Annotated in this window: 19 protein-coding genes and 1 pseudogene; 7 read left to right on the top strand and 13 right to left on the bottom strand. The window is 64.3% G+C overall.

What is annotated here, in order from left to right; all coding sequences use genetic code 11:
* Nucleotides 1-40 precede the first annotated feature (40 nt).
* From OH705_RS18355 to OH705_RS18340, 4 genes are all read right to left on the bottom strand, one after another.
* Complete coding sequence (locus tag OH705_RS18355; protein ID WP_267302709.1) at nt 41-1468, bottom strand: sigma-54-dependent transcriptional regulator; 1428 nt, start codon at nt 1466-1468, stop codon at nt 41-43.
* Complete coding sequence (locus OH705_RS18350; protein WP_267302708.1) at nt 1437-2930, bottom strand: sensor histidine kinase; 1494 nt, start codon at nt 2928-2930, stop codon at nt 1437-1439. The genes OH705_RS18355 and OH705_RS18350 overlap by 32 nt, the downstream gene beginning before the upstream one ends.
* A 290-nt stretch (nt 2931-3220) precedes the next feature.
* Entirely contained in the window at nt 3221-4666 is a 1446-nt protein-coding gene (locus OH705_RS18345) for an ATP-binding protein (RefSeq protein ID WP_267302707.1), read from the bottom strand.
* A 144-nt stretch (nt 4667-4810) separates the two neighbouring features.
* Complete coding sequence (locus OH705_RS18340; RefSeq protein WP_094012142.1) at nt 4811-5410, bottom strand: lytic transglycosylase domain-containing protein; 600 nt, start codon at nt 5408-5410, stop codon at nt 4811-4813.
* Between the two features lie 185 nt (nt 5411-5595).
* On the opposite strand from OH705_RS18340, the gene gspG reads away from it, so the two are divergent.
* Together gspG and OH705_RS18330 are read left to right on the top strand one after the other, a co-directional pair.
* Nucleotides 5596-6021: a type II secretion system major pseudopilin GspG gene (gene gspG, locus OH705_RS18335; RefSeq protein WP_094012141.1), complete on the top strand. Its 426-nt coding sequence runs from the start codon at nt 5596-5598 to the stop codon at nt 6019-6021.
* An 11-nt stretch (nt 6022-6032) separates the two neighbouring features.
* Entirely contained in the window at nt 6033-7211 is a 1179-nt protein-coding gene (locus tag OH705_RS18330) for a type II secretion system F family protein (protein WP_267302706.1), read from the top strand.
* Nucleotides 7212-7233: 22 nt separating this feature from the next.
* On the opposite strand, the gene OH705_RS18325 is transcribed toward OH705_RS18330, so the two are convergent.
* Nucleotides 7234-8148: a site-specific integrase gene (locus tag OH705_RS18325; protein WP_267302705.1), complete on the bottom strand. Its 915-nt coding sequence runs from the start codon at nt 8146-8148 to the stop codon at nt 7234-7236.
* A gap of 215 nt (nt 8149-8363) precedes the next feature.
* On the opposite strand from OH705_RS18325, the gene OH705_RS18320 reads away from it, so the two are divergent.
* The 3 genes and pseudogenes from OH705_RS18320 to OH705_RS18310 form a co-directional block, all read left to right on the top strand.
* Nucleotides 8364-9545: an NnrS family protein gene (locus tag OH705_RS18320; protein ID WP_267302704.1), complete on the top strand. Its 1182-nt coding sequence runs from the start codon at nt 8364-8366 to the stop codon at nt 9543-9545.
* A gap of 69 nt (nt 9546-9614) precedes the next feature.
* Nucleotides 9615-10262, top strand: a complete 648-nt coding sequence (locus OH705_RS18315) for a DUF1345 domain-containing protein (RefSeq protein ID WP_160290695.1) — start codon at nt 9615-9617, stop codon at nt 10260-10262.
* Between the two features lie 84 nt (nt 10263-10346).
* A pseudogene (locus OH705_RS18310) lies at nt 10347-10646 on the top strand (RHS repeat-associated core domain-containing protein); the annotation flags it as partial.
* Nucleotides 10647-11000: 354 nt separating this feature from the next.
* Here OH705_RS18310 and OH705_RS18305 read toward each other — a convergent pair.
* Nucleotides 11001-12245 carry a pyridoxal phosphate-dependent aminotransferase gene (locus OH705_RS18305; protein ID WP_267302703.1) on the bottom strand — a complete coding sequence of 415 codons (1245 nt, stop codon included), beginning with the start codon at nt 12243-12245 and terminating at the stop codon, nt 11001-11003.
* A gap of 291 nt (nt 12246-12536) precedes the next feature.
* Here OH705_RS18305 and OH705_RS18300 point away from each other — a divergent pair, with 291 nt between their 5' ends.
* A complete protein-coding gene (locus OH705_RS18300) occupies nt 12537-12800 on the top strand; it encodes a DUF1652 domain-containing protein (protein ID WP_094012138.1) in 264 nt (87 codons plus the stop codon).
* On the opposite strand, the gene OH705_RS18295 is transcribed toward OH705_RS18300, so the two are convergent.
* A complete protein-coding gene (locus OH705_RS18295; RefSeq protein WP_267302702.1) occupies nt 12797-14884 on the bottom strand; it encodes a putative bifunctional diguanylate cyclase/phosphodiesterase in 2088 nt (695 codons plus the stop codon). The two genes, OH705_RS18300 and OH705_RS18295, sit on opposite strands and share 4 nt — an antisense overlap.
* A 309-nt stretch (nt 14885-15193) precedes the next feature.
* Between OH705_RS18295 and OH705_RS18290 the strand changes: the two genes are divergently transcribed.
* Entirely contained in the window at nt 15194-15475 is a 282-nt protein-coding gene (locus tag OH705_RS18290; protein ID WP_267302701.1) for a hypothetical protein, read from the top strand.
* Between the two features lie 30 nt (nt 15476-15505).
* Here OH705_RS18290 and OH705_RS18285 read toward each other — a convergent pair whose 3' ends face one another.
* The 6 genes from OH705_RS18285 to tpx form a co-directional block, all read right to left on the bottom strand.
* Nucleotides 15506-16315, bottom strand: coding sequence for a substrate-binding periplasmic protein (locus OH705_RS18285; protein ID WP_094012135.1), 810 nt, complete (start codon nt 16313-16315; stop codon nt 15506-15508).
* Nucleotides 16316-16451: 136 nt separating this feature from the next.
* Nucleotides 16452-17936, bottom strand: coding sequence for an efflux transporter outer membrane subunit (locus OH705_RS18280; protein ID WP_267302700.1), 1485 nt, complete (start codon nt 17934-17936; stop codon nt 16452-16454).
* Nucleotides 17933-21043, bottom strand: a complete 3111-nt coding sequence (locus OH705_RS18275; protein ID WP_110605745.1) for a multidrug efflux RND transporter permease subunit — start codon at nt 21041-21043, stop codon at nt 17933-17935. Before OH705_RS18275 ends, OH705_RS18280 begins: the two co-directional genes overlap by 4 nt.
* Nucleotides 21040-24138: an MdtB/MuxB family multidrug efflux RND transporter permease subunit gene (locus OH705_RS18270; RefSeq protein WP_267302699.1), complete on the bottom strand. Its 3099-nt coding sequence runs from the start codon at nt 24136-24138 to the stop codon at nt 21040-21042. The genes OH705_RS18275 and OH705_RS18270 overlap by 4 nt, the downstream gene beginning before the upstream one ends.
* A complete protein-coding gene (locus OH705_RS18265) occupies nt 24135-25415 on the bottom strand; it encodes an MdtA/MuxA family multidrug efflux RND transporter periplasmic adaptor subunit (protein ID WP_110605743.1) in 1281 nt (426 codons plus the stop codon). Before OH705_RS18265 ends, OH705_RS18270 begins: the two co-directional genes overlap by 4 nt.
* Nucleotides 25416-25706: 291 nt before the next feature.
* On the bottom strand, nt 25707-26207 hold the full coding sequence (gene tpx, locus OH705_RS18260; protein ID WP_094012130.1) for a thiol peroxidase: 501 nt from the start codon (nt 26205-26207) through the stop codon (nt 25707-25709).
* Nucleotides 26208-26246 lie beyond the last annotated feature (39 nt).

The raw sequence follows: 26246 nt of genomic DNA, 5'->3' as shown, positions 1-26246 counted from the left end.
CCCCACAAACGCGAAACTGACAGGCAATCAGCCCGCCCGCTCACCACTGCCGTTTGTCCGGCCGGGTCAACCCAAGCTTCTCGATCTTGTAGCGCAACATGTCCCTCGACAGCCCCAACAGCCGTGCCGACTTGGTGACGTTCCAGTCGGTGCGGTCGAGGGTGCGGCAGACCATGTCGCGCTCCATGTCCGGCAGGCTGGCCGCTGCCGCTGGCTCATGGCGTGGCGCCTCGAATGCCAGCACCTGCGCCGGCTGCGCCAGCGGTTCGTCGACCAAGGTCATGCACAGGTTCAACTGGTGGGCGCTGATCACCTCGCTGGGCGCCAGCAACACCGTCTGCTCGAGCATGTTGCGCAATTCGCGGACGTTGCCAGGCCAGCTGTAACCCAGCATCAGCGCCTCGGCCTCGGCCGAGAAGCGCAGGTTGGGCTTACCGTAGCGCCGCCCGTGGTGGGCCAGGAAGTGCCGGGCCAGGCGCAAGATGTCCTGGCCACGGGCAAACAGGCGCGGCACCTTGAGGGCAATGATGCGCAGGCGGAAGAACAGGTCGCGGCGGAACTTGCCCTGCTGGACCATCTGCTCCAGGTTGCAGTTGGTGGCGCTGATCACCCGCAGGTCGACCTTACGCTCCTTGACCGCGCCGATACGGCGAATGGTGCGGTCCTCCAGCAGCTTGAGCAGCTTGGCCTGCAGCACCAGGTCCATCTCGCCGATCTCGTCGAGGAACAAGGTGCCGCCGTCGGCCGCCTCGACCAGGCCCACGCGACGCTCCTTGGCATCGGTGAAGGCGCCTTTCTCGTGGCCGAACAGCTCGGCCTCCAGCAGGTTGGCGGGAATCGAGGCGCAGTTGAACTCGATGAACGGCCCCTTGGCCCGGCTGCCGTCGAAATGCAGGGCGCGCGCCACCAGCTCCTTGCCGGTGCCGGTCTCGCCTTCGACCAGCACCGGCGGCAGGTCGCCGCTGACCATGCGCCGCTCGGCATCGAGCAGCTGCTGCAAGGTGTGCTTGAGTTCGAGCATGGCCGGCGACTCGCCGATCAAGGCCTGCAACCCGGATTTCTGCGCCTCGCGCTCCTGGTAGAACGACAGCGTGCGCTCCATGCGCTCGGCGGCCAGGGCCTTGTCCAGCATCAGCTTGAGCTCGGCCAGCACCACCGGCTTGGTGAGGTAGTGGAACGCACCCTCCTTCATGGCCAGCACGGCGTCCTCGACGTTGCCGTAGCCGGTCATCATGATCACCTTGAGCTCCGGTGCCTGCGCCACCAGCGTGCGCAACAGCTCGTGGCCGCTTATGCCAGGCAGCGAATTGTCGGTCAGCACGGCGTCGGGCCGGGCGCGCTTGATCTGCTCCAGCGCCAGTTCCGCGCTGTGGCACACCGTGACCTCGAAGCCTTTGAGGTTCAGGTAGGTGCGAATGTTGTCGGCAAGGATTTCATCATCCTCGACCACCAGGATGCTGTGTTCCATGGTCCCCTCCCGCTGCAATATTGAAAGTCAGGCTGACGCGGGTTCCTTCCTCTTCGCGGCTGGTCAGTTCAACCGCGCCGCCAAAGCGTTCCATGATCCTTTTGACCAGGGCCAGGCCAACACCCAGGCCGCCTTGCTTGGTGGTGAAGAACGGCTTGAAGACCATGCGCCGCTGCTGCTCGCTCATGCCCTTGCCGGTATCGCTGAGCTGCAGTTGCGCCTGCTGCCCCTCCAGCTGGCGCACCTCGGCGCGCAGCTCGCCACCCTGGGGCATGGCCTCCAGGGCGTTGGCAAACAGGCTGTTGAGGATCTGCGTCAGTTGCAACGGCTGGCTGGCCACCCATTGCGTCGCTGGCCCGTGGAAGGCGAAGCGCACGTTGTTGCGCTCGATCTGCGGGGCGAAGGCCTGCCGCGCATCCTCGACAGCCGCCACCAGGTCGACCGACTCGGCTTCGTCGCTGGTCGGGCGCAGCGACACCAGCAGGTCGCGGACCCAGCGCGACATGCGGTCGACCTGGGTGATGATGTCGCCGATGTTCTTCTGCGCCGCCGGGCTGGCGATGTCCTGGGCCAGTTCTGCGCTGGAGCGGATATTGGCCAGCGGGTTGCGCAGGCTGTGGGCCAGCGCGGAGGACATCTCGCCCAGGGCCACATAGGTTTCGCTGGCCACCAGGCGGTCTTGCTGGTGATGCAGCAGGCTGGCGGCGCGGCGCACGATCCAGAACAGCCCGAAGTAGATCAGCGCCCCTCCGACCAGTGTGGAGGCCCAGATCAGCACATAACCGCGATGGATGCGCCGCACCAGGTCATGCGGCTCCTTGTAGATCTCGACCATCGCCAGCACCTGCTCGCCCTGGCTGTCGAACAAGGGGATGTAGTTCTCGATGAACAGGTGCCGGGGCTCGCGCTGGAACTTCTGTTCTTCGCGCTCCTCGTCGGCCTTGTGATAGCTGGCCGACACCGACTTTCGCGAGCGGAAAGCGTGCTCCAGGTCGTCATCTTCATCGATGCGCTGGCCGATCAGCTGCGGGTTGGTCGACCACGCCACCGTACGGTCGCGGGCATAAACATTGGCTAGCAAGGTGTCGGGGAGGTGCGCGACGTGGTCAAGGAACTCTACCCTTGTCGACTCGGCCTGTTGAGGGGTGAACTGCAGGTGCTGCTGGTCGAGGCGCGGATCGAGCAATTCACCCATGGTGATACCCGGCGGCAGCTGCGAGTGCCGCACCTCGGCCTGCGCCATGGCCTGGATGAACTGGGCGGTGAGCATGGCATCGCGCTCCACGCTGTCGCGCACCACGAAACGGGTCGAAACGTAGCCCAGGCCACCGGCCACCGAGGCGATGATCAGCAGACTGACCAGCGAGAACCAGCGTAGCAGGTTGAACTCCTGCAACGGTGTGGCCAACCCGCTAGCGGGCGGCGCGGCCTTGTCGGGGGCACTGTTTTCGAGCGTCTGCATCGCGTCGTCCCACCTGGAGGCCGATGAGGCTCACCGGCATGCTGCTCTGCTACTGGCAGTAGCAAAGTGAATCCACCGAGCCCCTGCCGAAAGTTTCAGCGCGGGCTGAAAGAGTGACAGCAAAAACCTGGCCAATAACGGTGTACTGGTTTTTTCTTTTTAGATCATTGGCTTGTAACGTTTTCTTGATTTCACTCTTTGGGTAAACCCCCACTGTTGGGTATAGGTTACCCAATTGATAACAATTACCTATAAATCAACATCTTATGAAAAGAATTTAATGTTAGAGATTAAATACCTGTCACCTTGAAATTCAATATTACCCGGGTCCCCGCCCCCTCACGACTGCTCAACCGAACCGAGCCGCCGAAGCGCTCCATGATCCTCTTGACCAGCATCAGCCCCACCCCAACGCCGCCTTGCTTGGTGGTGAAAAATGGCCGGAACGCCAGGCGCTGCTGTTGTTCATTCATGCCCTTGCCAGTGTCCGAAAGCCGCAGGCTCAGGCTGCGGCGGTCGTGGCGTACCACTTCGACCCGTAGCTCGCCACCGGCCTCCATGGACTCCAGAGCGTTGACGATCAGGCAACTGAAGATCTGCCCAAGCAGCACCGGTTGGCCCAGCACCTTGACGCTCGGCAGCTCAGGCACAAGCAAGCGCACGCCGCCGCGCTCAAGCGCCTGGGTGAACGCCTGCAGGCTGTCGCGCAGGCTCTGCGCCACATCCACCGGCACGGCCTCGTCACCGAGCGGTCGCAACGACTGCAACAGCTCACGCACCCACTGCGACATTCGGTCGACCTGGCTGATGATGTCGCTGATGTTCTTCTGCGCCGGGCCATCGTCGAAAGCCTGGGCCAGTTCGGCGCTGGAGCGAATGCTGGCCAGCGGGTTGCGCAGGCTGTGGGCAACCGCCGACGACACCTCGCCCAGGGCCACGAAGGTTTCGTTGCCGATCAGCCGCTGCTGCTGCACCGCCATCAGCCGCGCGGCGCGGCGCATGATGCCGTACAGGCCGACATACACCAGACCCGCACCCACGGCGATGGCCAGCCAGATCAGCAGCAGGCCGTGCTCGATGCGCACGATCAGGTCGTGGGGTTCCTTGTAGATTTCGACCATCGCCATGACGTTTTCGCCGTCGGCGTCGAACAAGGGGATGTAGTTCTCGATGAACAGTTGCTCGGGCGGGGTGACGAACTTCTGCTCGCTGCGCGCCTGCTCGAAGTCATGGTAGCTGGCCGACACGCGCATCTTGTACTCGAAGGCCCGGTCGAGGTCGTCATCCGATGCGATCAGCTTGCCGATCAGCGCCGGGTTGCTCGACCAGATCACCGTGCGGTCGGGTGCGTAGATATTGGCCAGGAGCATGTCCGGCAAGTGCGCAATATGGTCGAGGAACTCGCCACGGGCTCGGCGCCGGGCCTCGGGATCGACATCGGGCAAGGCATGGTCGGTACGTGGGTCGAGCAATTCGCCCATGGTGCGCACATTGGGGATCGCGACATGGCGCACTTCGGCGTCAGCGATGGAGGTAATGAACTGGGCGGTGAGCAAGGCATCGCGCTCCACGCTCTCGTCAATGATGAAGCGGCTGGAGATCACGCCCAGGCCGCCCCCCACCGACAGGATGATCGCCAGGCTGACCCAGGCGTACCAACGCAGCATGTGGAATGGCTTGCGCGCCGGGCCGGCTTCACTCGGCTGCAGCGTGTCGTGACGGGGGGCGAGGTCCATGGCGGGCTCCACGACTGGGCACCTTTACAGGTTATAGCCCAAAGTTGGGGAAAGCATGGCTCAGGTGAGGCTATTGAGCGCGTGAGGGCCGGCAGGTGCTCACCGCGTCCCTTGCAGACGTTGCAAGGATCACGGAGCCCCCCCTCAAAGCGGCGCATCCCCAGCCAGCCCGCGCAGCAGGCGATAGTCACGCAACACATTCGGCACGTAGCGCTGGGTCTCGGCGAACGGCGGTACCACCCGCCCACGGCTGAGAACCGCCTCAGGCCCCGCGTTATAGGCCGCCACGGCCAAGGTGATGTCGTTGTCGAACAACGTGAGCATGCGCTTGAGGTAGCGCGCCCCACCCTGCACGTTGGCCTGTGGATCGAGTACATCCTTGACACCCATCTCCTTCGCCGTGTCCGGCATCAGTTGCATCAGCCCCGCCGCACCTTTGGCCGAGCGAGCCTTGGGGTTATAGCCGGACTCGGCCTTGATCAGCGCATGCAGCAACGCCTGGGGTACACCGTGGGCCAGCGCGGCGGCCGCCACCAGGTCGGCGTAGGGTCGCCCGGTGATCAGTTGCGCATTGACCGGCCCGCCCGCTGTCGGGCGTTCGCTGATGACCCGGTCGTAGTGCCGGCCAGGCCGGTGCACGTTGGACAGCACGAAGCCGCCCTTGCCATCGCTCGAGACATAGATGTCGGCCTGGGCGGCGAATGCCATCAGCCCCGCCACCAGCCCCAGGATCAGTCCTCGCATGTCGTTCGCCTCCCGCCGCAAATAACCCAAGCGTGACCCCCGAAGTGGGGGAGATGCCCCGTTAACCCGGGCTTTGCGACTACGACGCAAGCCGCGTGCCGCCTCTGCGGCCCATGGCGCAAGGGCCCGGGGCAGACGTGCACGGCTGTTGCATGGCTGGGGTAAATGCACCGGAGGGTTTCACCATGCAACGCAGCATCCGTACCCAACGCGGCTTCACCCTGCTTGAACTGTTGGTGGTGCTGGTGGTGCTGGGCCTGTTGGCCGGCATCGTCGCGCCCAAGTACTTCAGCCAGCTGGGCCGCTCCGAGGCCAAGGTGGCCCGGGCGCAGATCGAGGGGCTGGGCAAGGCCCTGGACCTCTATCGCCTGGAGGTCGGCCACTACCCCAGCAGCGAGCAGGGCCTGCAGGCCCTGGTGGTCGCGCCAGGTGGCGAAGCGCGCTGGTCGGGCCCCTACCTGCAGAAGGCCGTGCCACAGGACCCTTGGGGCCGCCCCTACATCTACAAGCAGCCCGGCGAGAACGGCAGCGAGTACGACCTGCTGTCGATGGGCAAGGACGGCCAACCCGGTGGTGACGGCGAAAACGCCGAAATCACCAGCTGGCAATGAGGAACCCGGCCATGCGCTATCAGCTCAAGGCCCTGGGCAGCCAGGGCGTGGTGCAATTGCAGGTGGAGGCCGAGGACAGCGACCAGGCCCGGCGCCAGGCCGAGGACCAGGGGCTGCGCGTGCTCAGCGTGCGCAGCCAGGGGCTGGCCCTGCGACGACGCGTGGCGGCGTTCGACCTGATGCTGTTCAGCCAGGAGCTGACAACCTTGCTCGGCTCCGGCCTGCCGCTGATCGACGCCCTCGAGAGCCTGGCCGAGAAAGCCCCGGGCGGCGCGACGCGCAAGACCCTGGAGCAACTGGTGCGCCAACTCTATGAGGGGCGCTCGCTGTCCCAGGCCCTGGCCCTGCAGCCGCGGGTGTTCCCCACCCTGTACATGGCCCTGGTGCAGTCCAGCGAGCGCACCGGCGCATTGGGCGACGCCCTCACCCGCTACATCAGCTATCGCCAGCGGCTGGATCTGGTCCGCCAGAAGCTGGTCGGTGCCTCGGTCTACCCGCTACTGCTGTTGCTGGTGGGCGGCGGCGTGGTGCTGTTCCTGCTGGGGTACGTGGTGCCCCGCTTCAGCCTGGTGTTCGAGGGCATGGGGACCGAACTGCCGTGGCTGTCGCGAGTGCTGATGCAGATCGGTCTGTTCCTGCATGCCCAGCAGTTGCCGCTGGGGCTGGGTACGCTTGTCGGCGTCGGCACCCTCGTCGCCCTGCGCCGCCACCCGGCCGTGCGCCGTGGCGCCGGCCGCCTGCTGCTCCGACTGCCCGCGCTGCACCAGCGCCTGATGATGTATGAGCTGGCGCGCTTCTACCGGTCGCTGGGGATCTTGCTGCAAGGGGGCATTCCCATCCTCACCGCGCTGGGCATGGCCCGCGGCCTGCTGGGCAGCACTGCGGCCGAGGGTCTGGAGCAGGCCAGCCAACGGGTTGCCGAGGGCCTGCCGTTGTCCGATGCGCTGCAGGCCGGCCAACTGGTGACCCCCGTCTCGTTGCGCCTGCTGCGTGCCGGCGAACAATCGGGCAACCTGGGTGAGATGCTCGAGCGTTGCGCCGACTTCCACGACCAGGAAATCGGCCGCTGGGTAGAGTGGTTCGTGAAATTGTTCGAGCCGCTGTTGATGACCTTTATCGGCCTGCTGATCGGGCTGATCGTGATCCTGATGTACATGCCGATCTTCGAACTGGCATCAAGCATTCACTAATGCTTGCAGGCAAATGCAGTGATCAGTAGTCGAAGCGCTCCACCGCCCTGCGTCGCTCGTTGTCGTCGCGTCGGTCATACCCGGCGGTGGTCTGGATATTGGCGTGGTGCGCAAGCTTCTGCGCGATCGACAGGTCGTGTTCCTCGATCACCCGGGTGATAAATGCCCGGCGAAAATCATGGGGCATGATCTTGGCGCCCACCTGTGCCCCGCGCTGGCGGGCGATGTAGTAGATGGCGTGCTTGGTGATGCGCGCGCGGGTGATGTGGCTGCCACGGCGGATGCGGTTGAACAGGAAGCTGTCGTCACGCTCGCCGGCCGGCAGGTGCTGGCGACGCAGGTCGAGCCAGGCCTGCAACTTGTCGAAGGCCCAGGCCGGGGCATACTTGACCAACTGACGGTTGCCCTTGGCCAGCACTTGCACGCTGCGCTCCTGGAAATCCACCTGGTCAAGGTTCACATCGACCGATTCCGATTTGCGCATCCCGGTGCCGTAGAGCAACGCCAGGATGGCTGCGTCTCGCACACCCTGTGGGCGCGGGTCGGCGGCGCACACGTCCATCAGCTCGCGGATCAGGCTGCGCCGCAAGTTGCGCCCCGGTGGCAGGCGGCTACCAGCTGCTGGCTTGACCTCGCGGATCATCAACAACTGCTCGTGCTCGATCAAACCCTGGCGCCAGGCTTCGTTCATCACTCCACGCATGGCATTGACGTACAACGACGATGTGTTGGGCGCGTAACCATCGGCACGCAGCGCAGCGACCAGGGCGATCACATGGCCAGGCTCGAGGCGGTGCCAGGGCACCTCGGCGATATCGCAGTCGGCAAACCCGAGGCGGTCGGCGGCGTCCTGAAGGATGTAGCGCATGGTCAGCTGGCTGGACGGGGCCAGACGGGCGAGGTACTGCAGCAGTGGATTGCGCAGGAGGTCGGTCACAACGGGGATCCTGTAGCAAAGCCGCCCTGGTTATCGAGGCAAGGTGAAGCAAAGCGAGTCATTTAAACCATGACAAAGGTCAAAAAGACTACATCATAAAGAAGTCATAATAACTACAAATAGTGCCATCACCTTGATATTCAAGGCTTTTGAACGCTGGCATGGTTCGTGATGGTACCCCATTCAACCATTTCGATCGAACCAAGGTCCTCGCCATGCTCGTCCAGCCGATCACCGCCCGCCCCCGCCAGGCTCTCTGGGCCCTGGGTTTTCGACCCTTCTTCCTCGGCGGCAGCCTGTTCGCCCTGGTTGCCCTGATGTTGTGGACCGGCGTGCTCGTCGGCGTATACGAGCTCGAACCGGCCGGCGGAATGCTTGCCTGGCACCGTCACGAAATGCTGTTTGGCTTCGCTGTGGCCATAGTCGCCGGATTCCTGCTCACGGCGGTGCAGAACTGGAGTGGCATCCCGGGTCTCAGTGGCCGACCGCTGCAGGGACTGTTCCTGCTCTGGCTGCTGGGCCGGGCAAGTTGGTTCCTGCCCTTGCCCGCCTGGCTCCTGGTGCTGATAGAGGGCGCGTTCCTGCCCCTGGTGGCGCTGGCCCTGGCGCGACCGATCATCCAGCGACGGCTGCGCAACAACTACCCCATCATCGGCCTGGTATTGCTCATCGCGGCTTGCCAGTGGCTGACCCTCATAGGCTGGCTGCGCGACGACCCGCTGTGGCACCGGCGAGGCGTACTCGCCGGGCTGTGGCTGGTGGCGGCGATGATGAGTGTGATAGGTGGCAGGGTCATCCCGTTCTTCACCCGCCGTGGCTTGGGCATCATGAGCCCGACGCCGGCCCGGCCATGGCTGGACCGCGCCTGCCTGCTGGGCAGCGTGGCGCTGCCGCTGACCTATGTGCTTGGACTCAACGACGCATCACACCCCCTGATGGCCGTGCTGTTTGCCGCCCTGGGCGTGCTGCATGGTGTGCGCCTGGTGCTGTGGCACGACCGTGGCCTGTGGCATATGCCGCTGCTGTGGTCGCTGCACCTGGCCTACGCCTGGCTGATTCCCGCCTGCCTGGGGTTGGCGCTGTGGCATGCCGGGGTGCCGATCAACCCTAGCCTGGCCGCCCATGCGCTGACGGTCGGCGCCATGACCGGGCTGATCGTGGCGATGATGGCGCGGGTCAGCCTGGGGCATACCGGACGCCCTCTTCAGGTACCCCGCAGCATGAGCTGGGCATTCGCACTGATCCAGCTGGCGGCACTGGCGCGCGTGATCGTAGCGCCGTTCACGCCGCTGGGGCTGGGGTTGTCGGTATTGTTCGCCAGCGCGGCGCTGCTGCTGTTCCTCTGGCACTACCTGCCGATCCTGCTGCGTGCGCGGGTGGACGGCATGCCGGGCTAGCGGGCTGGCCCCGCGACAGGGCCGCATCTGGTCTACAGTTGAAGTCACGTTCAACCGCCAAGGGACCGCATGGCCTTCCACCACCTCACTCGCACCCACCCGCGCCTGAGCATTGCCACCCTGGCCGGCCTGCTCGGCGGCTGGCTGATCCCCGCCGGCGATACCGTGCAGCATATCCTCGTCGGCTGGAACCTCGGCGTCTGGCTTTACCTGGCCATGGTCCTGTGGCTGAGCCTGCGGGCCAATGCCGAGCGGGTGCGCAAGGTCGCCCGCATCGAAGATGAAAACGCCGGCCTGGTGCTGATCACCGTGTGCGTCTCGGCCATCGCCAGCCTAGCGGCGGTCACCCTGCAACTGGTGTCCAGCCGCGGCCTGGAAGGCAGTGCCCTGGCCTTGCACTACCTGTACACCGGGCTGACGGTGGCGGGTTCCTGGTTGCTGATCGGCTGCATCTTCAGCCTGCACTACGCCCGACTGTTCTACACCGGTGACCGCCATGAGCCCCCGCTGCGCTTTGCCGATGGCGAGCGCAACCCGGACTACTGGGACTTTCACTACTTCTCGTTCACCATCAATGTCGCCGTGCAAACCTCGGACATCGGCGTCGGCGGGCGGGCCATGCGTCGGGTGGTGCTGGCCCACTCACTGGTAGGCTTCGTGTTCAATACGGCGATCCTGGGGTTCACCATCAATATCGCCGCCGGACTGCTCGGATAAAGCAACTGACAGAACTGTCAGTGGACAGCCGGACATTGTCGAGGCCAATCTCCGTCATGCCTTGTTTGTTCGGAGTTTCGGATCATGACGCGGATGGCTGCAATGCAGTGCGATCGGGCAGGTAGCGTGATGGGCACGACCGCTATCCCCTCAAATCGGGCCTACTCGCCTTACGGGCACTGCAAGACTGTCAAGACAAGAACATTGCTTGCCTATACCGGGCAACCTTTCGAACGGTCTGCACATGGCTATCTGCTGGGCAATGGGTATCGCTTGTACGTTCCTTCGCTGATGCGCTTTGTGCAAGCAGATGGGTTGTCGCCTTTCAACAAAGGAGGGATCAATAGCTATGGCTATTGTCAGGGCGACCCGGTAAACAGATCGGACACAAATGGCCGCCAGTGGAGGCCAACAACGCAGCAACCATTACCATCAAGCAACCAGTCAAACATCTCCCTCATGTGTTTCTTGCATGAGGCTAATCCTGGGAACCAGAGAGAGGTGCTGCACACTGCCGAGTTTGCTTTGAAGATGGCCCAGCATGCCAACCTCATGTTTCAAAAAGGAGCCGTTTCGCTAGACAGCATAGGGCTCCACAGTTCTGCTCTCGTTGTGGCATCCGTTCCCGCTGTAATGATCTCGATCAAACTCTATCTGCAGGGGGAAGATCGTTTCCTCGTATTCCCCACAGATCTACTTGACCACCTACGCCCTACAAGCACATTGCAGCCCCCTACGTCACCTGGCAGTCAAGTCAATCAGGCCCTGCCTCATGGTGCCGTCCAACCCGGGACCGTATTCCAGGTCTCCGGCAACATTGAATCCATCCGCCAAACGCCGGACACACGCGATGATTCGCCGACATAGATGCTCGAGTAGCTGCGCATCGAGCACCAACCCCATTCGCACATGTCCTGCCGCACTGGGACCGAAGCCGTCACCCGGCAACACTGCCATGCCCTCCTCGTCCAAAAGACGCTGGGCGAATGCTTGGGCGTCGAGCCCAGTACCTCGTATATCCAACATCACGAACATGCCGCCGGCCGGCCGGTGAACATGAATGCCTGGGCACTCTTCCAGCACCGCGCACACTCGGTCGCATCGTTCACGATATGCATCGCGCATCCGCAGCAGGTCGTCCCGCCCCTCCTCCAGGGCCACACAGGCCGCCTGCATGACGAACTCTGGTAGGCCGAACAGCATGCTCATCACCAGGTTGCCGAGGTGTCGGGCGAATTCCGGCGGCCCGATCACCCAGCCGACGCGCCAGCCACTCATGGCGTGGGACTTGGACAGGCTGCCGATCGACACACAGCGCTCGGTCATGCCCGGCAGGCCCAGCGGATTCGCTGCCTCGCCGTCGTAAAGCAGTGACTGGTAGACATCGTCGCAGATCAGCCACAAGTCGTATTCCTGGCACAACCGCGCCAGGCACTTCAGATCAGCCAGGCCGATTACCGTCCCCGTGGGGTTGTGCGGGCTGTTGAGCAGAAGCCCGCGAGTGCGCGGCGTGATCGCCCGGGCCACTTCCGCTGGGTCCAGGCGGAACCCCTGCTCCGGCCGCACCGGCACCTGCACGGCGCGCGCGCCGCAGGCACCGAAAACCGTCTGATAGGTGACGTACATGGGCTCGGCGACGATCACCTCGTCATCCGCCTCGAACAGGCACTGGCAGGTCGCGAACAGCCCGCACTGGGCCCCGGCGGTCACCACCACACGCTCGGGGTCGGCCAGCTGACAGTGGCGCGCCACAGCCTGGCGCAGGGCGAGGCTGCCGCGCACATCGCTGTAATGGGTTTCGCCTCGACGCAGGCTGGCAACAGCCGCCTCGACCACCGGGGCTGGCGTGTCGAAGTCTGGATCGCCCACCGACAGCAGGAAGATCTCGCGCCCCTGACGGCGCTGCTCAAGGGCCTGATAGTGGATGTCCCAAGCCGCAGCTGCGTGACCGGCGATGCGTTGGGTGAGCGTGGAATACCGCATGACTGTCTCCCTGTCTGCCGGCCGGCACCGCTGGTCCGAAAAGCGCTGAGGGTAAACATAGCAGAGCGCTGCTGGCTGCCGGGCGCCACCCACGGGGAAAACGTTTGCCTGGCCCCTGCGAAACCACCGTTCATCGTGACAGGACTGTGAAGGCCGTCATGCATTAGTACATCTGCCATATTTTCCTGCGAATACTGACATGGCAGGTGCTAAGGTTAGAGTCCTGACGGCCAGGACGGTGTACCCTGATACGGCTTTGCAATCACCACGTTCACGAACAAGGAGGCTGGCATGAACAAGATGACGTTCCCCAACGCCTGCCAGGTGATGCGTTGGCATTTTCATCCGCTTGGTTTCGAGGCCAGCATGGACGCTCCGCGCAGCATGGTCGCCCGGCTGTTCGACCGTGCCACCGGCGAGACGCTGCTGGCCATTGCCGGCATTCCCTGCGCAACCATCATGCACGCCACCGATGTCGAGCGGATCATCGAGGCCGTGGAGGCCGAGATGGAGACCTTCGACCTGCTCGCCAGCCCACTGCGCAGCGCTGTCTAGCCTACCTGAGCCTGACGCGCATTGAGCGCCTGCAATCCTTTCATGAACTGGTCGGGCGGTACCGGCTGGCCAAGCAGATAACCTTGCAGCGAATCGCAACCCAGGCGGGTGAGGAATTCCTGCTGGCCGTCGGTTTCGACGCCTTCGGCGACAATGCGCAAGCCAAGTGCCTGGCCCAGGGCGACGATGGCCGAGACGATCGCTGCGTCATCGCTATCCTGCTCCAGGTCGCGCACGAAACCGCGGTCGATTTTGAGTTCGTTAGCCGGCAGGCGCTTGAGGTACATCAGGCTGGAATAGCCGGTACCGAAATCATCGATGGACAGGTCCACGCCCATGTCCGAGAGGCGCTGAAGCACCTGGAGACTGGCGTCGGCATCGCGCATGGCAGTGGTTTCGGTGATTTCCAGGGTCAGTCGATTGGCCGGCAGGTCGTTTTCCTCCAGCGCCCGCGCCACGCTGTCGACCAACCCGACATGGCAGAACTGGATGGCCGACAGGTTCACCGCAATTCGCCATTGCTCATTGCCTTGGCCCAGCCACTGGCGCATCTGCCGACAGGCTTCACCCAGCACCCATTCGCCGATCGGTATGATCAGCCCGGTCTTTTCCGCCAGGCCGATGAAACGGTCCGGCAGCATCAGCCCATGTTGCGGATGTTCCCAGCGCAGCAGGGCCTCGGCACCGATGGGCAGACGCTGCGCGGCATCGAACTTGGGCTGATAGTGCAGGCGGAACTGGCCATGGTCCAGGGCCGTGCGCAGATCCTGCAGCAGCTGCAGTTGCTGGCGCGCATTGCTGTTCATCGAACCATCGAAAAAGCTGTAACCGTTCTTGCCGGCGCTCTTGGCGTGGTACATGGCGGCGTCGGCGTTGCGCAGCAGTTCGTGCTGGTCCAGGCCGTTGCCGGGATACATCACGATGCCCAGGCTCGCCGACAACTGCAGGTCATGCTCGGCTACACGGAACGGCTTGGACATCAGGTTGACTTGCTTGGCCGCGACATTCATGGCGTCATCCGGCTCGTCCAACTCCACCAGCAGCACGAATTCGTCACCGCCGATGCGCGCCAGGGTGTCCTGGCTATGCAGGTGGCCGCGCAACCGCGCCGCCACCGCCTTGAGCAGCAAGTCGCCGACATGGTGGCCGAAGGCGTCGTTGACGGGTTTGAACCCGTCCAGGTCGATGAACATCAGCGCGAAACAGCCCCCCTGCTCTGCAACGCGGCCGATGGCTTGGTCGATCCGGTCGGCCAGCAGCGTGCGGTTGGGCAGCCCGGTCAGGGTGTCGTGCAAGGCCAACTGGGTCAGTTCCTGGTTGGCCAGGGTCAGCGAGCGTGCCAGTTCCGCCGTACGCGCTTCCAGCCGGGCGTCGAGCACCGAAGTCAGCAAGGCCACCGCCAGCACTGCCAAGGTAGTGATCAGCACCAGGTAATCCAGGCCGTCCCCCGCCAATCCCGTGGTCAATGCCCCGCAGAAACTGCCCGCAGGGAAGTTGGCCGCCGCCATGCCGGTGTAGTGCATGCCGACGATGGCGCCCCCCATCACCACCGCCGCAACGCCACGGATCTGCCGTACGTAGGGCGTGTGCTGGCGCAAGCGGAAGGCTATCCAAAGCGCCGCCGCCGAAGCCCCCACCGCGATGGCCAGGGAGGCGCCGAACAACGTCGGATCGTAGTCGATGCCCGGTTGCATGCGCAGAGCGGCCATGCCCATGTAGTGCATGCAGGCGATGCCGGTGCCCATGATCAAGGCACCGAAGGCCAATTGCAGCAAAGGTAGCTTCGGCTGGCTCACCAGCCACAGGGCGAAACCCGACGAAGCCACCGCGATCAGCAGTGACAGCCCTGTCAGTGCGGTGTCGTAACCCAACTCGATGGGCAGGCTGAACGCCAGCATGCCGATGAAGTGCATCGACCAGATGCCGATTCCCATGGCCAGCGCTCCGCCGCCCATCCACAGGTACACCGCCCGGCCCTTGGCCGTGGCGATGCGCCCGGTCAGGTCCAGGGCCGTGTAGGAGGCAAGGATGGCCACGCACAGCGAGATCAACACCAGCGAGGAGGAGTAGCTACCGATCAGCATTCGCACTTCCAGGAACGAACCCGGCAGGCCCGGGAAAAGCCGATGATTGTACTCAAGCTTTGCTGAAACGCACGGGGTTTTCGTGCTTCTCGATGGATCCAAAATCCGCTCGCAAGCCCTGCAGTGAAGGGGTTAGAGCGTTTTCGCGAGTAACTGGAGGCATAATGCCACTTGTCGTTTGCTTGTGCTCATGGCGTCGACCGCGGGCAAACCCATCGATCTGGCATCCCTGACCACGAGAAACACCAAGCCAAGCGAAGCGACTCCGGCTAAGCTCAACACACCACCACGCCGTTCCCGGAGCCTGCAATGGCCACCCTGCCCCGGCATGCAGTGCGCCTCGCCCTGCTCGCCATCACCTTGTTCATCTCGACCGGTTGTTCGAACAAGCACGCCAGCACCCGCTACGCCGCCCAAGGCTCCAACTGCTATGCCAAGGCGCTGCCCAGCAGCGGCGAGGGTGGCCTGGCATTCGGTCCGACACTGGCCATGGCGAGCAGGAAGTCGCTGGACAGTTGCATGCGCTACGCCGGCAGATCCGGGGGCACGCCGCGGACCTGCCAGGTCGTCGTGGCCAAGTGCAAGAGCTGAGCTAGCGTGACAGCGCCGCGTCAGCCCGATTCACTTTCCGGCCTGTTGACGCTGCCAGCGCTCCAGGTTTTCGGCCACCAGTTGTTCGGGCAAGGGCCCTGCCACCAGCTCCCGCATCTTGCGCGCCAGCTGTTCGCGCAGTGCCGGCTGGTTGCAACCCGACTTGTGCGATAGCGCCAGGTACAGCCCTTCGCTGGACACCGGCGGCTCAAGTACCTCCAGCTCCTTTTCCTTGCCCAACGTGCGCGCCAAGGCCATGCCGGGATACTGCTCGAAGATCACGTAGTCGCTGCGCCTGAACAGCAACTTCTGGAAGGCCTGGGTGGCGCTGGGCACTGCTTCGAGGTGGAGCTGCGCCCGGGCGTAGTCGTCGAACGCCTGGCCATGGCTATTGTTGACCAGCGTTCCGCCGCGTCGCCCCTTGAGGTCGGACCAGTCGCTGTAGGCGAAGCCCTCGCCCTTGCGCACCCAGACCACGCTGGAATTGAACAGAAATGGCGGGCTGATGAAGTCGGTCAACAGTTCACGCGCCTGGGTACGAAAGTAGCCGGCAAGCATGTCGATGCGCCCGCTGCTCACTTCCTCCTGCGCCCTGGACCACGGCCCGACATACACCACATCCACCACCAGGCCGAGGTCCTTGGCCACCTCCTTCAGCAGGTCGGCATTGGCCCCGATAAGTTGCTCGGGGTTATGCGGGTCGCGCCAGAGATAAGGTGGGTACTCCGGGTTGCCGGTGGCGGTGAGGTGCTTGCAGCTGTCTGTGGCCAGGCCGTGCAGTGGAATAACTGCCAGCAGGCACGACAACCACACAGACAAGCCCAGACAACGTCCGCTCATGGCGTTCCTCGTGCAATGGATTGTGCCACCGACGAGGTGGCTTTACCCAGTTTGCACGAGAAATGGCCAAACGCCACGTGCCATCTGGCTATCTGTGATGCGGTACAGCGTCACGGGGTAAGGCGCAAACAGCAGGTCACTGCTCGGCCAACTGCGCTCGAGCATCCCAGCCACCGCCAAGCGCCGCGATCAACTGCACGCTCGCCACCAGCCGCCCCTGCAACAGCGTCAATACACTACGCTCGCTACTGAGCGCCGTGGTCTGCACGTTCACCACGTCCAGGTAACCGATCAGCCCGGCCCTGTACTGGTTCTCGGTCAAGCGTAACGACTCCCGCGCCGCCTCGAGCGCTTCCTGCCGGACAACGGCTTCGTCCCCATACACCTTGAGCTGCACCAGGTAGTTCTCGACCTCCTTGAACCCATCCAGCACGGCCTGCCGGTACTGCGCCACGGTCTGGTCGTACACCGCCACGCTGCGGTCCACCTCGGCGCTACGCTTGCCGGCATCGAACAACGTCAACGCCAACTGCGGGCCGACGGACCAGTAACGGTTGGGAAGCTCGATCCAGTTGTTGAAACTGCTGCTGGAGTACCCGCCATTCATGCTCAGGGACAGGTCGGGGAAGTACGCCGCCCGGGAGACGCCGATGTTGGCGTTGGCCGCCATGACCTTGCGTTCGGCTGAAGCGATGTCGGGCCTGCGCTCGAGCAACTGCGAAGGGAGCGACACCGGCACCGGCGGCAACGCCGGAATGTCGCGGCTCGCAGCCAGGGCGAAGTCGGCCGGCGCCTTGCCCATCAGCACGGCAATGGCGTTTTCGTACTGCGCGCGTTGCCAGGCCAGGTCAATAAGGTCGGCCTGGGTGCTCTTGAGCTGGGTACGTGCCTGGGCTACGGCATCCGGCCCGGCAACCCCGGCGCGATACTGGTTCTCGTTCATCTTCAACGACCGTTCATAGGCCGCTACCGTGGCCTCGAGCAAGCGTTTCTGCGCGTCGATGACCCGCAGTTGCAAGTAGTTCTGCACCAGTTCCGACTGCTGGCTCAGGCGAATGGCCGCCATATCAGCCAAACTGGCCTCGGCACTGGCCTCGTTGGCGTTCATGGCCTCCCGCAGCTTGCCCCACAGGTCGATTTCCCAGCTCACGCCGAGTTGCGCGTTGTAGGTATCGCGGATGCCACTGCTGTTGTTCGACAGGCTCGAGCTGGAGCTCCCGGTGCCCTGGGCCGAACGGTTCTTCCCAACGGAGAGGTTCAATGAGGGGAACAGCGCGGCGCGGCTGCTGCGCACCAGCGCCTGGGCCTGACGATACTGCGCTTCGTACTGCGCCACCGTCTGGTTGCTGCGGTTGAGCTCTTCCACCAGGGCGTCGAGCTGCTTGTCGCCATACAGCTCCCACCATGCCCCGCGGGCGATGGCATCGGATGGGTTGGCCTGGGTCCAGCCCTGGGCCTGCTTGAACTGCAGCGGGGTGCTGAGTTCCGGGCGATGATAATCCGGGCTCAAGGTACAGGCGCTGAGCATGGCCACGCACAGCCCGGCGCTGACCAGCCGCGAGCCGCGCCCATGGGTGAGCAGCCTGAGGGCACGATGGATTCGGGAGTGGGCAAAGTTCATAGCGGGGTATCCAGGGCAGCATCGGTGCGCACGCCGCGCCAACGGTTGAACCGGTGGCGCAGGCGATCGAGGTACAGATAGACCACGGGGGTGGTGTAGAGGGTGAGGATCTGGCTGAACACCAGGCCGCCGATGATGGTCAGGCCCAACGGCTGGCGCATCTCGGCGCCCTCGGCGCGGCTGAGCAGCAGCGGCAGCGCGCCGAGGATCGCGGCCAGGGTGGTCATCAGGATCGGCCGCAGGCGCAGCAGGCAGGCACGGCGGATCGACGCCTCCGGTGACAAGCCTTCATGGCGCTCGAGTTGCAGGGCCAAGTCGATCATCAGAATGGCGTTCTTCTTCACCACGCCGATCAGCAGGAACAGCCCGAGCAGCGAGATCAGGCTGAACTCGCCACCGGTCAGGTACAGTGCCAGCAAGGCGCCGACCCCTGCCGAAGGCAGCGTGGAGAGGATCGTCAATGGGTGGATGTAGCTTTCATACAGAATGCCCAGCACCAGGTACACCAGCACCAGGGCGCCGAGGATCATGAACGGCTGGCCTTGGGCGGTCTTGGTGAACGCGTCCGCGTCGCCACCGAGCTTGGCGATCACCGATTCGGGCAGGCCAAGCCTGGCCACCGCCCGCTCCAGCGCGGCCAGGGCCTGGTCGGGGCTGTAGCCTTCGGCAACATCGAACGAGATGTCTTCGGAGGCGAACTGGCCTTCGTGGCTGACGCGGTCGTTGGCCAGGCTGTTCTCATAGCGGGCGAAGGTGGACAGCGGCACCCGGGCGCCGTCGGCGGTGATCACCTGCACTTGTTCCAGGGTACTTGGGTCCCAGGCGTATTTCGGGTTGATCTCCAGTACCACCTGGTACTGGTTGAGGCTGTCGTAGATGGTCGATATCTGCCGCTGGCTGTAGGCGTTGTTGAGCACCGCGGTGACCATGTCCATGTCGATACCCAGGCGCTTGGCCTGGTCACGGTCGACCACCAGGGTCACCTGCTGGGTACCGGCGCCATCGCGGGCGTCGATGGCGGTCAGCTCGGGCAGTTTGCGCAGCTCGGCGGCGACCTTGGGGAACCATTCGCGCAAAGCGGCCAGATCGCCGCTCTGCAAGGTGTACAGGTACTGGGAGGTGGTCTGGTCGCGCCCGCCGCCACCGAGTTGCAGGTCCTGGTCGGCCATCAGGTACAGGCGCCCGCCGGGTATCTTCGGCAGGTCCTTGCGCAAGCGGTCGATGACTTTCTGCGCATTCTCCTTGCGCTCGGCGATCGGTTTCAGCCGTACTAGCACGAACGCATTATTGGTACCACTGTTGCCGCCAATGAAGCCGGCGACACTCTCCACGGCCGGGTCCGCGAGCAGGGCGCGGCGGTAGATTTCCATCTTTGGTTGCATGACCGTGAACGACAGCCCGTCATCGCCGCGGATGAAACCTTGCAATTGGCCGGTGTCCTGCTGCGGCATCAGGGTCTTGGGCACCACCACGTACAGCGCGATGTTGAGTACGATGGTGGCCAGCAGGCTGAGCAGGGTCAGGCGCCTGTGGCGCAGCGCCCAGCCCAGGCTCTTGTCGTAGCCGGCGACCATGCGCTGGTGAATACGGTCGCTCCAGCGTTGCAGGCGGGTCTGCTGCTGCGGGCCATGGATCTTGAGCCAGCGCGAGCAGAGCATCGGCGTGAGGGTCAGCGACACCACCAGCGAGACGATGATTGCCGCCGCCAGGGTGATCGAGAATTCCTTGAACAGCCCGCGAACGATCCCCCCCATGAACAGGATGGAGACGAACACCGCCACCAGCGAGACGTTCATCGACAGCAGGGTGAAACCGACCTCCTGCGCGCCTTTGTAGGCCGCCCGCATCGGGCTCTCGCCCTTCTCGATGTGTCGGGAGATGTTCTCCAGCACCACGATGGCATCGTCCACCACCAGGCCGGTGGCAAGGATCAGCGCCATCAGCGACAGATTGTTCAGCGAGAACCCACACAGGTACATCACGGCGAAGGTCCCCACCAGCGACACCGGTACCGCCAGGCTCGGGATCAGCGAGGCGCGGAAGTTGCCGAGGAACAGGTACACCACCAGGATCACCAGCACCACCGCGATCAGCAAGGTGTGCTCGGCCTCCTTCAAGGTGGCCTTGATCACCGGCGAGCGGTCCATGGCTACGTTGAGCTTGACGCTGGCCGGCAACAGCGACTGCAGTGCCGGCAGCTCGGCCTTGATCTGGTCGACGGTCTGGATGATGTTGGCGTTGGCCTGGCGGTTGACCACCAGCAGCACAGCGCTCTCGTCGTTGAAGAAGCCACTGTTGTAGCGGTTTTCCACGCCATCACTGACCTTGGCCACATCCGACAGCCGCAGGATCGAACCATTCTGCTGGCGGATGATGATAGGCTTGTAGTCTTCGGCCTGCTCCAACTGGTCGTTGGCGCGCACTTGCCAGTTGCGCTCGCTGTCCTCGACAAAGCCCATGGGCCGGCGCTGGTTGGCGTTGGCCACCGCGGCGCGCACATCGTCCAGGGACAGGCCGTACTGGTTGAGCAGTTGCGGCTCGAGCTCGATGCGCACCGCCGGCAGCGAACTGCCGCCGATCTGTACTTCCCCTACCCCGCTGACCTGTGACAGGCTCTGGGACAGGATGGTGTCGGCCAGGTCGTAGAGCTTGCCCTTGGACAGCACCTGCGAGGTCAGCGACAGCACCATGATCGGCGCCTGGGAAGGGTTGATCTTCTTGTAGGTGGGCATGCTGCGCATGCCGCTGGGCAGCAGGTTGCGGGTAGCGTTGATCGCGGCCTGCACCTCGCGTGCCGCACCATCAATGTCGCGGCCCAGTTCAAAGCCGATGATCACCCGGGTCGAGCCCTGGTTGGAACTGCTGGTCAGGGTGGTGACGCCGGCAATGGCGCCAAGCTTGCGCTCCAGCGGCGTGGCGACGGTGGACGCCATGACCTCGGGGCTGGCTCCAGGCAGGCTGGCCTGTACCACGATCACCGGGAAATCCATCTGCGGCAACGGCGACACCGGCAGCAGGCCGAAACTCACCCCGCCCAGCAACATGATCGCCAGGCTGAGCAGCATGGTGGCCACGGGCCGGCGGATGAAAGGTGCGGAGAGGTTCATGCTTCGGCCTGCCGCGCATCGTCAAGCGGGCGCCAGCGACGAGCCAGGCGATCGAAGTACAGGTAGATGACCGGTGTGGTGAACAGGGTCAGCACCTGACTCACCAGCAGGCCGCCAACCATCACCAGGCCCAGCGGCTGACGCAGCTCGGCGCCGGAACCGGTGGCGAGCATCAGCGGCACGGCACCGAACAGCGCGGCCAGGGTGGTCATCAGGATCGGCCGGAAGCGCAGCAGCGCAGCCTGATAGATCGCATCACTCGGGCTCATGCCCTGATGGCGCTCGGCTTCCAGGGCGAAGTCGATCATCATGATCGCGTTCTTCTTGACGATGCCGATCAGCAGGATGATGCCGATAATGGCGATCATGCCCAGGTCGTTGCCGCTCAGCAACAGCGCCAGCAAGGCCCCCACCGCCGCCGAAGGCAACGTCGAGAGGATGGTCACCGGGTGGATGTAGCTCTCGTAGAGCACGCCAAGCACGATGTACATGGTCACCACGGCGGCGAGGATCAGTAGCAAGGTACTCGACAGCGAGGCCTGGAACGCCTCGGCAGCGCCCTGGAAGCGGGTCTGCACGCCGATCGGCATGCCGATGTCCTGCTGCACCTGCTCGATCACCTTGACCGCCTCGCCCAGGGACGCGCCATGGGCCAGGTTGAACGACATCATCACCGCCGGGAACTGGCCGATGTGCGAGATGGCCAACTGGGCCTGGCGCTGCTCGATGCGCGCCAGGGCCGACAGGCGCACCTGGCCGCCGTCGGCGGCCTTGACGTGGACCGCCTCAAGCGCCTGCGGACCGAGGCTGGCCGCAGTCTGCGACTGCAGTACAACGCGGTACTGGCTGGCCTGGGTGTAGATGGTCGAGATCTGCCGCTGACCGAAGGCGTCGTACAGGGCGTTGGTGATCTGCGCCACGGTGATGCCGAGACGGCTGGCCATGTCGCGGTCGATCACCAGGTACACCTGCAGGCCCTTGTCCTGCAGATCGCTGGCCACGTCCTGGAGTTCCGGGCGGTCCTTCAGTGCCTGCACCAGCTTGCCGCTCCACTCGGCAAGCATGTCGGCATCCGGCGAGCTGAGGCTGAACTGGTACTGGGTGCGGCTGACCCGGTCCTCGATGCTCAGGTCCTGCACCGGCTGCATGAACAGGCGGATGCCGACCAGCTTGTCGAGCTGCGGCTGCAAGCGGCTGATCACCTCGGCTGCCGTCACGTCGCGCTCGCCATGGGGCTTGAGGTTGATCAGCAGGCGGCCGCTGTTCAGGGTGGCGTTGTCGCCGTCCACACCGATGTAGGAAGACAGGCTCTGCACCGCCGGGTCCTGCAGGATCACCTCGGTCAGTGCCTGCTGGCGTTGACTCATGGCGGCGAACGAAGTCGACTGCGGTGCCTCGGAAATACCCTGGATCACCCCGGTGTCCTGGGCCGGGAAGAAGCCCTTGGGCACCATCAGGTAAAGCACCACGGTCAACGCCAAGGTGGCCACGGCCACCAGCAAGGTCAATGGCTGGCGCTTGAGCACCCAGGTCAGGGCACTGGCGTAGTGCTTGATCAGCCAGTCGATCCAGGCGCCGCTAGCACGGTAGAAGCGGCCTTGCTCCTCTTCCTTGGGCTCGCGCTTGAGCAGCCGGGCGCACATCATCGGCGTCAGCGTCAGTGACACCACCAGGGAAATCAGGATGGCCACCGCCAGGGTGATGGCGAACTCGCGGAATAGCCGCCCGACCACGTCGGCCATGAACAGCAGCGGGATCAATACCGCGATCAGCGAGAAGGTCAGCGAGATCAGGGTGAAACCGATCTGTTTAGCGCCCTTGAGCGCGGCCTGCAGCGGTGTCTCGCCCTCTTCTATATGCCGGGAGATGTTCTCCAGCATGACGATGGCATCGTCCACCACGAAACCGGTGGCGATGGTCAGGGCCATCAGCGTGAGGTTGTTGACCGAGAAACCGGCCAGGTACATCACCCCGAAGGTGCCGATCAGCGACAGCGGCACGGCGATCGACGGGATGATCGTGGCCGACGCCCGGCGCAGGAACAGGAAGGTCACCATCACCACCAGGGCAATGGCGAACAGCAACTCGTGCTGCACGTCGCGCACGGCGGCACGGATGGTCTGGGTACGGTCGGTGAGCACGCTCACGTCCAGACCCGCCGGCAGGTTATCGGTGATCGACGGCAGCAGTTCCTTGATCCGGTCGACCACCTCGATGACGTTGGCGCCGGGTTGGCGCTGGATGTTCAGCAGGACCGCCTCGTTCTGGTTGGCCCAGGCGGCAAGGCGCTCGTTCTCGGCGCCGTCGACGATCTCGGCGACGTCCTTCAGGCGCAGCGGTGCGCCATTGTTGTACTTGAGGATGAGATTGGCGTACTCGGCCGGCGAGCGCAGCTGGTCATTGGCGTCGAGCATCGACACCCGGGTCGGGCCATCGAAGTTGCCCTTGGGCTGGTTGACGTTGGAGGCACCGATCAGGGTGCGCACGTCGTCCAGGTTCAGGCCGTTGGCCGCCAGGGCGTCGACGTTGACCTTGATCCGCACCGCCTGGCGCTGGCCGCCGGCGATGCTGACCATGCCGACGCCACTGATCTGGGCGATTTTCTGCGCTACGCGGGTGTCGACCAGGTCGTTGAGCTTGGGCAGCGGCATGGTCTTGGACGAGATGGCCAAGGTCAGCACCGGCGTGTCGGCCGGGTTGACCTTGTTGTACACCGGCGGTGCCGGCAGGTCGCTGGGCAGCAGGTTGCTGGCGGCGTTGATCGCGGCCTGTACCTGCTGCTCGGCGACATCCATGTTCATGTCGAGGTTGAAACGCAGGGTCAGCACCGAAGCGCCGCCGGAGCTGGTCGAGGCCATCTGCTCGAGGCCCGGCATCTGGCCGAACTGACGCTCCAGTGGCGCGGTGACGGCGCTGGTCATCACCTGGGGGCTGGCGCCGGGGTACAGGGTCATGACGCGGATGGTCGGGTAGTCGACCTGGGGCAAGGCCGCCACCGGTAGCAGCTTGTAGGCGATCAGGCCGGCCAGGACGATGGCCAGCATGCTCAGCGTGGTGGCCACCGGCCGCAGGATGAACAGGCGCGAGAGGTTCATGCGCCCGCCTTGGAGCCTGGTTCACCAGTCTGCGCCGAGCCCTTGGCGCCCTGCCCCTGCAGATGCTGGCCCGGGGTGGTCGGCACTTGCGAGCTGTCTTCGACCACCTCGACCTTGGAGCCTTCGCGCAGGCGGTCGGTGCCTTCCAGGACCAGGCGGTCACCGGCGGCCAGGCCCTCGACGATCACACTGTTCTCACCATCGCTCGCACCGACCTTGAGGGGGCGGATGTTGATGGTGTTCTCGGCGTTGACCACGTAGGCGAAGGTGCCGTCATTGCCGAACTGGATGGCCGCGGTCGGCGCCAGTACCACCTGTTTCAGGGTGTCGGCCAACAGGCGCACATTGACGAACTGGTTGGGAAACAGGGCGTGGTCGGTGTTCTGGAAGGTGCCCTTGAACTTCAGGGTGCCGGTGGCGGTGTCGATCTGGTTGTCGAGGCTGCCCAGCACGCCGGTGGACTGCAGCTTCTGATCGCCACGGTCCCAGGCTTCGACCGGCAGGCTGGCACCGCTGCGGTAGCGGGCGAGCACGGTGTCGAGCTGGGTTTCCGGCAAGGTGAAGGCGACGCTGATCGGTTCGGTCTGGGTAATGACCACCAGCGCCGTGGTGTCGTTGGCGGCGACCAGGTTGCCCAGGTCCAGCTGGCGCAGGCCAAGGCGACCGCTGATCGGCGCACGGATCTGGGTGAACGCCAGGTTCAGGCGGGCATCGTTGACCTGCGCCTGGTTGGTCTTGACCAGCCCCTGGAATTGCCCGACCTGTGCCTCGGCGGTGTCCAGGGTCTGCTTGGCGATGCTGTCTTCGGCATACAGGCCCTTATAACGGGCCAGGTCGACCTGGGCATTCTTCAGTTGCGCCTGGTTTTGCGCCAGGGTGCCTTCGGCCTGCTGCAGGGCGATGCGGTAGCTGCGCGGGTCGATCTCGGCGAGCAGGTCACCGGCCTTGACCTGCTGGCCTTCCTTGAAGTGGATCTTGACCAGCTCGCCGGCCACCCGGCTGCGCACGTTGACCGTGTTGGTCGCGGTCACGGTGCCAAGGGCCTTGTAGTACAGCGGGAAGTCACCCACCCGCGCAGGCTCGACGCGCACCGGCACCGCTTCGGTGGAGGCGCCAAAACCCGGCCGGCCGCCCATGCCTTTGCCCGGGCGTTGTCCGCTACCCTCTGGATGGGCAGTCGTTGCGGGCCACAGCCACCAGGCCAACAGGGCCACCAGCAGCAGGATCAGCAGGCCGAACAGCCAGCGACGAGGGGAACGGGAATTGGAGGCTTGCATGGGTTGAACGAACCTTGTTCAGAGAATGACGGTGTGGCGAGCGTGAACGATAAGCACTGGCATCGTTTTAGCAAAGGGGCTTTACCAGTGCTTTACCTTCGGCTGACGTTGGCAAAGGGGTGAACTTTAAATGAAAACGGCCTGGAACAGGGTCCAGGCCGTAACAGGGTGTAACCCGCCAGTGAGAGCGGGCTAGCATCGCAATGGCGTCGTATCAGGCTATGACGTCTGCCTTCAACGTGCAATCGCGGGTCAAGCCCGCTCCCACGCCGCCCAAACGGGCGCGTGGCGTTACTTCAAGACAGCCAGTGCCGCATCGTAGTTCGGCTCGTCGGCGATTTCGCCCACCAGCTCGCTGTGCAGCACCTTGTCGTTTTCGTCCAGCACCACCACGGCGCGAGCGGCCAGGCCGGCCAGCGGGCCATCGACGATGGCCACGCCGTAGTTTTCCAGGAACTCGCGGCCACGCAGGGTCGACAGGTTCTTCACGTTCTCCAGGCCTTCAGCGCCGCAGAAGCGCGCCTGGGCGAACGGCAGGTCGGCGGAGATGCACAGCACCACGGTGTTGGCCACGTCGTTGGCCTGAGCGTTGAACTTGCGCACCGAGGTGGCGCAGGTCGGGGTATCGACGCTTGGGAAGATGTTCAGCACCTTGCGCTTGCCGGCAAAGTCTTTCAGCGACGTATCGGCCAGGTTGCCAGCCACCAGGGAGAAGGCAGGTGCCTGGGCGCCAGCTTTCGGCAGCTCGCCTTTGACTTGAACCGGGTTGCCTTTGAGAGTCACTTGAGCCATGACGGAAATCCTTTGCGGGTTTGGAAAAAGACCTCGAGT

This window comes from Pseudomonas sp. BJa3 (assembly GCF_026343815.1).
GTDB lineage: Bacteria > Pseudomonadota > Gammaproteobacteria > Pseudomonadales > Pseudomonadaceae > Aquipseudomonas > Aquipseudomonas soli.
Note: the sequence above shows the minus strand (reverse complement) of the source record. Positions and strands in the feature narration are given on the sequence as shown.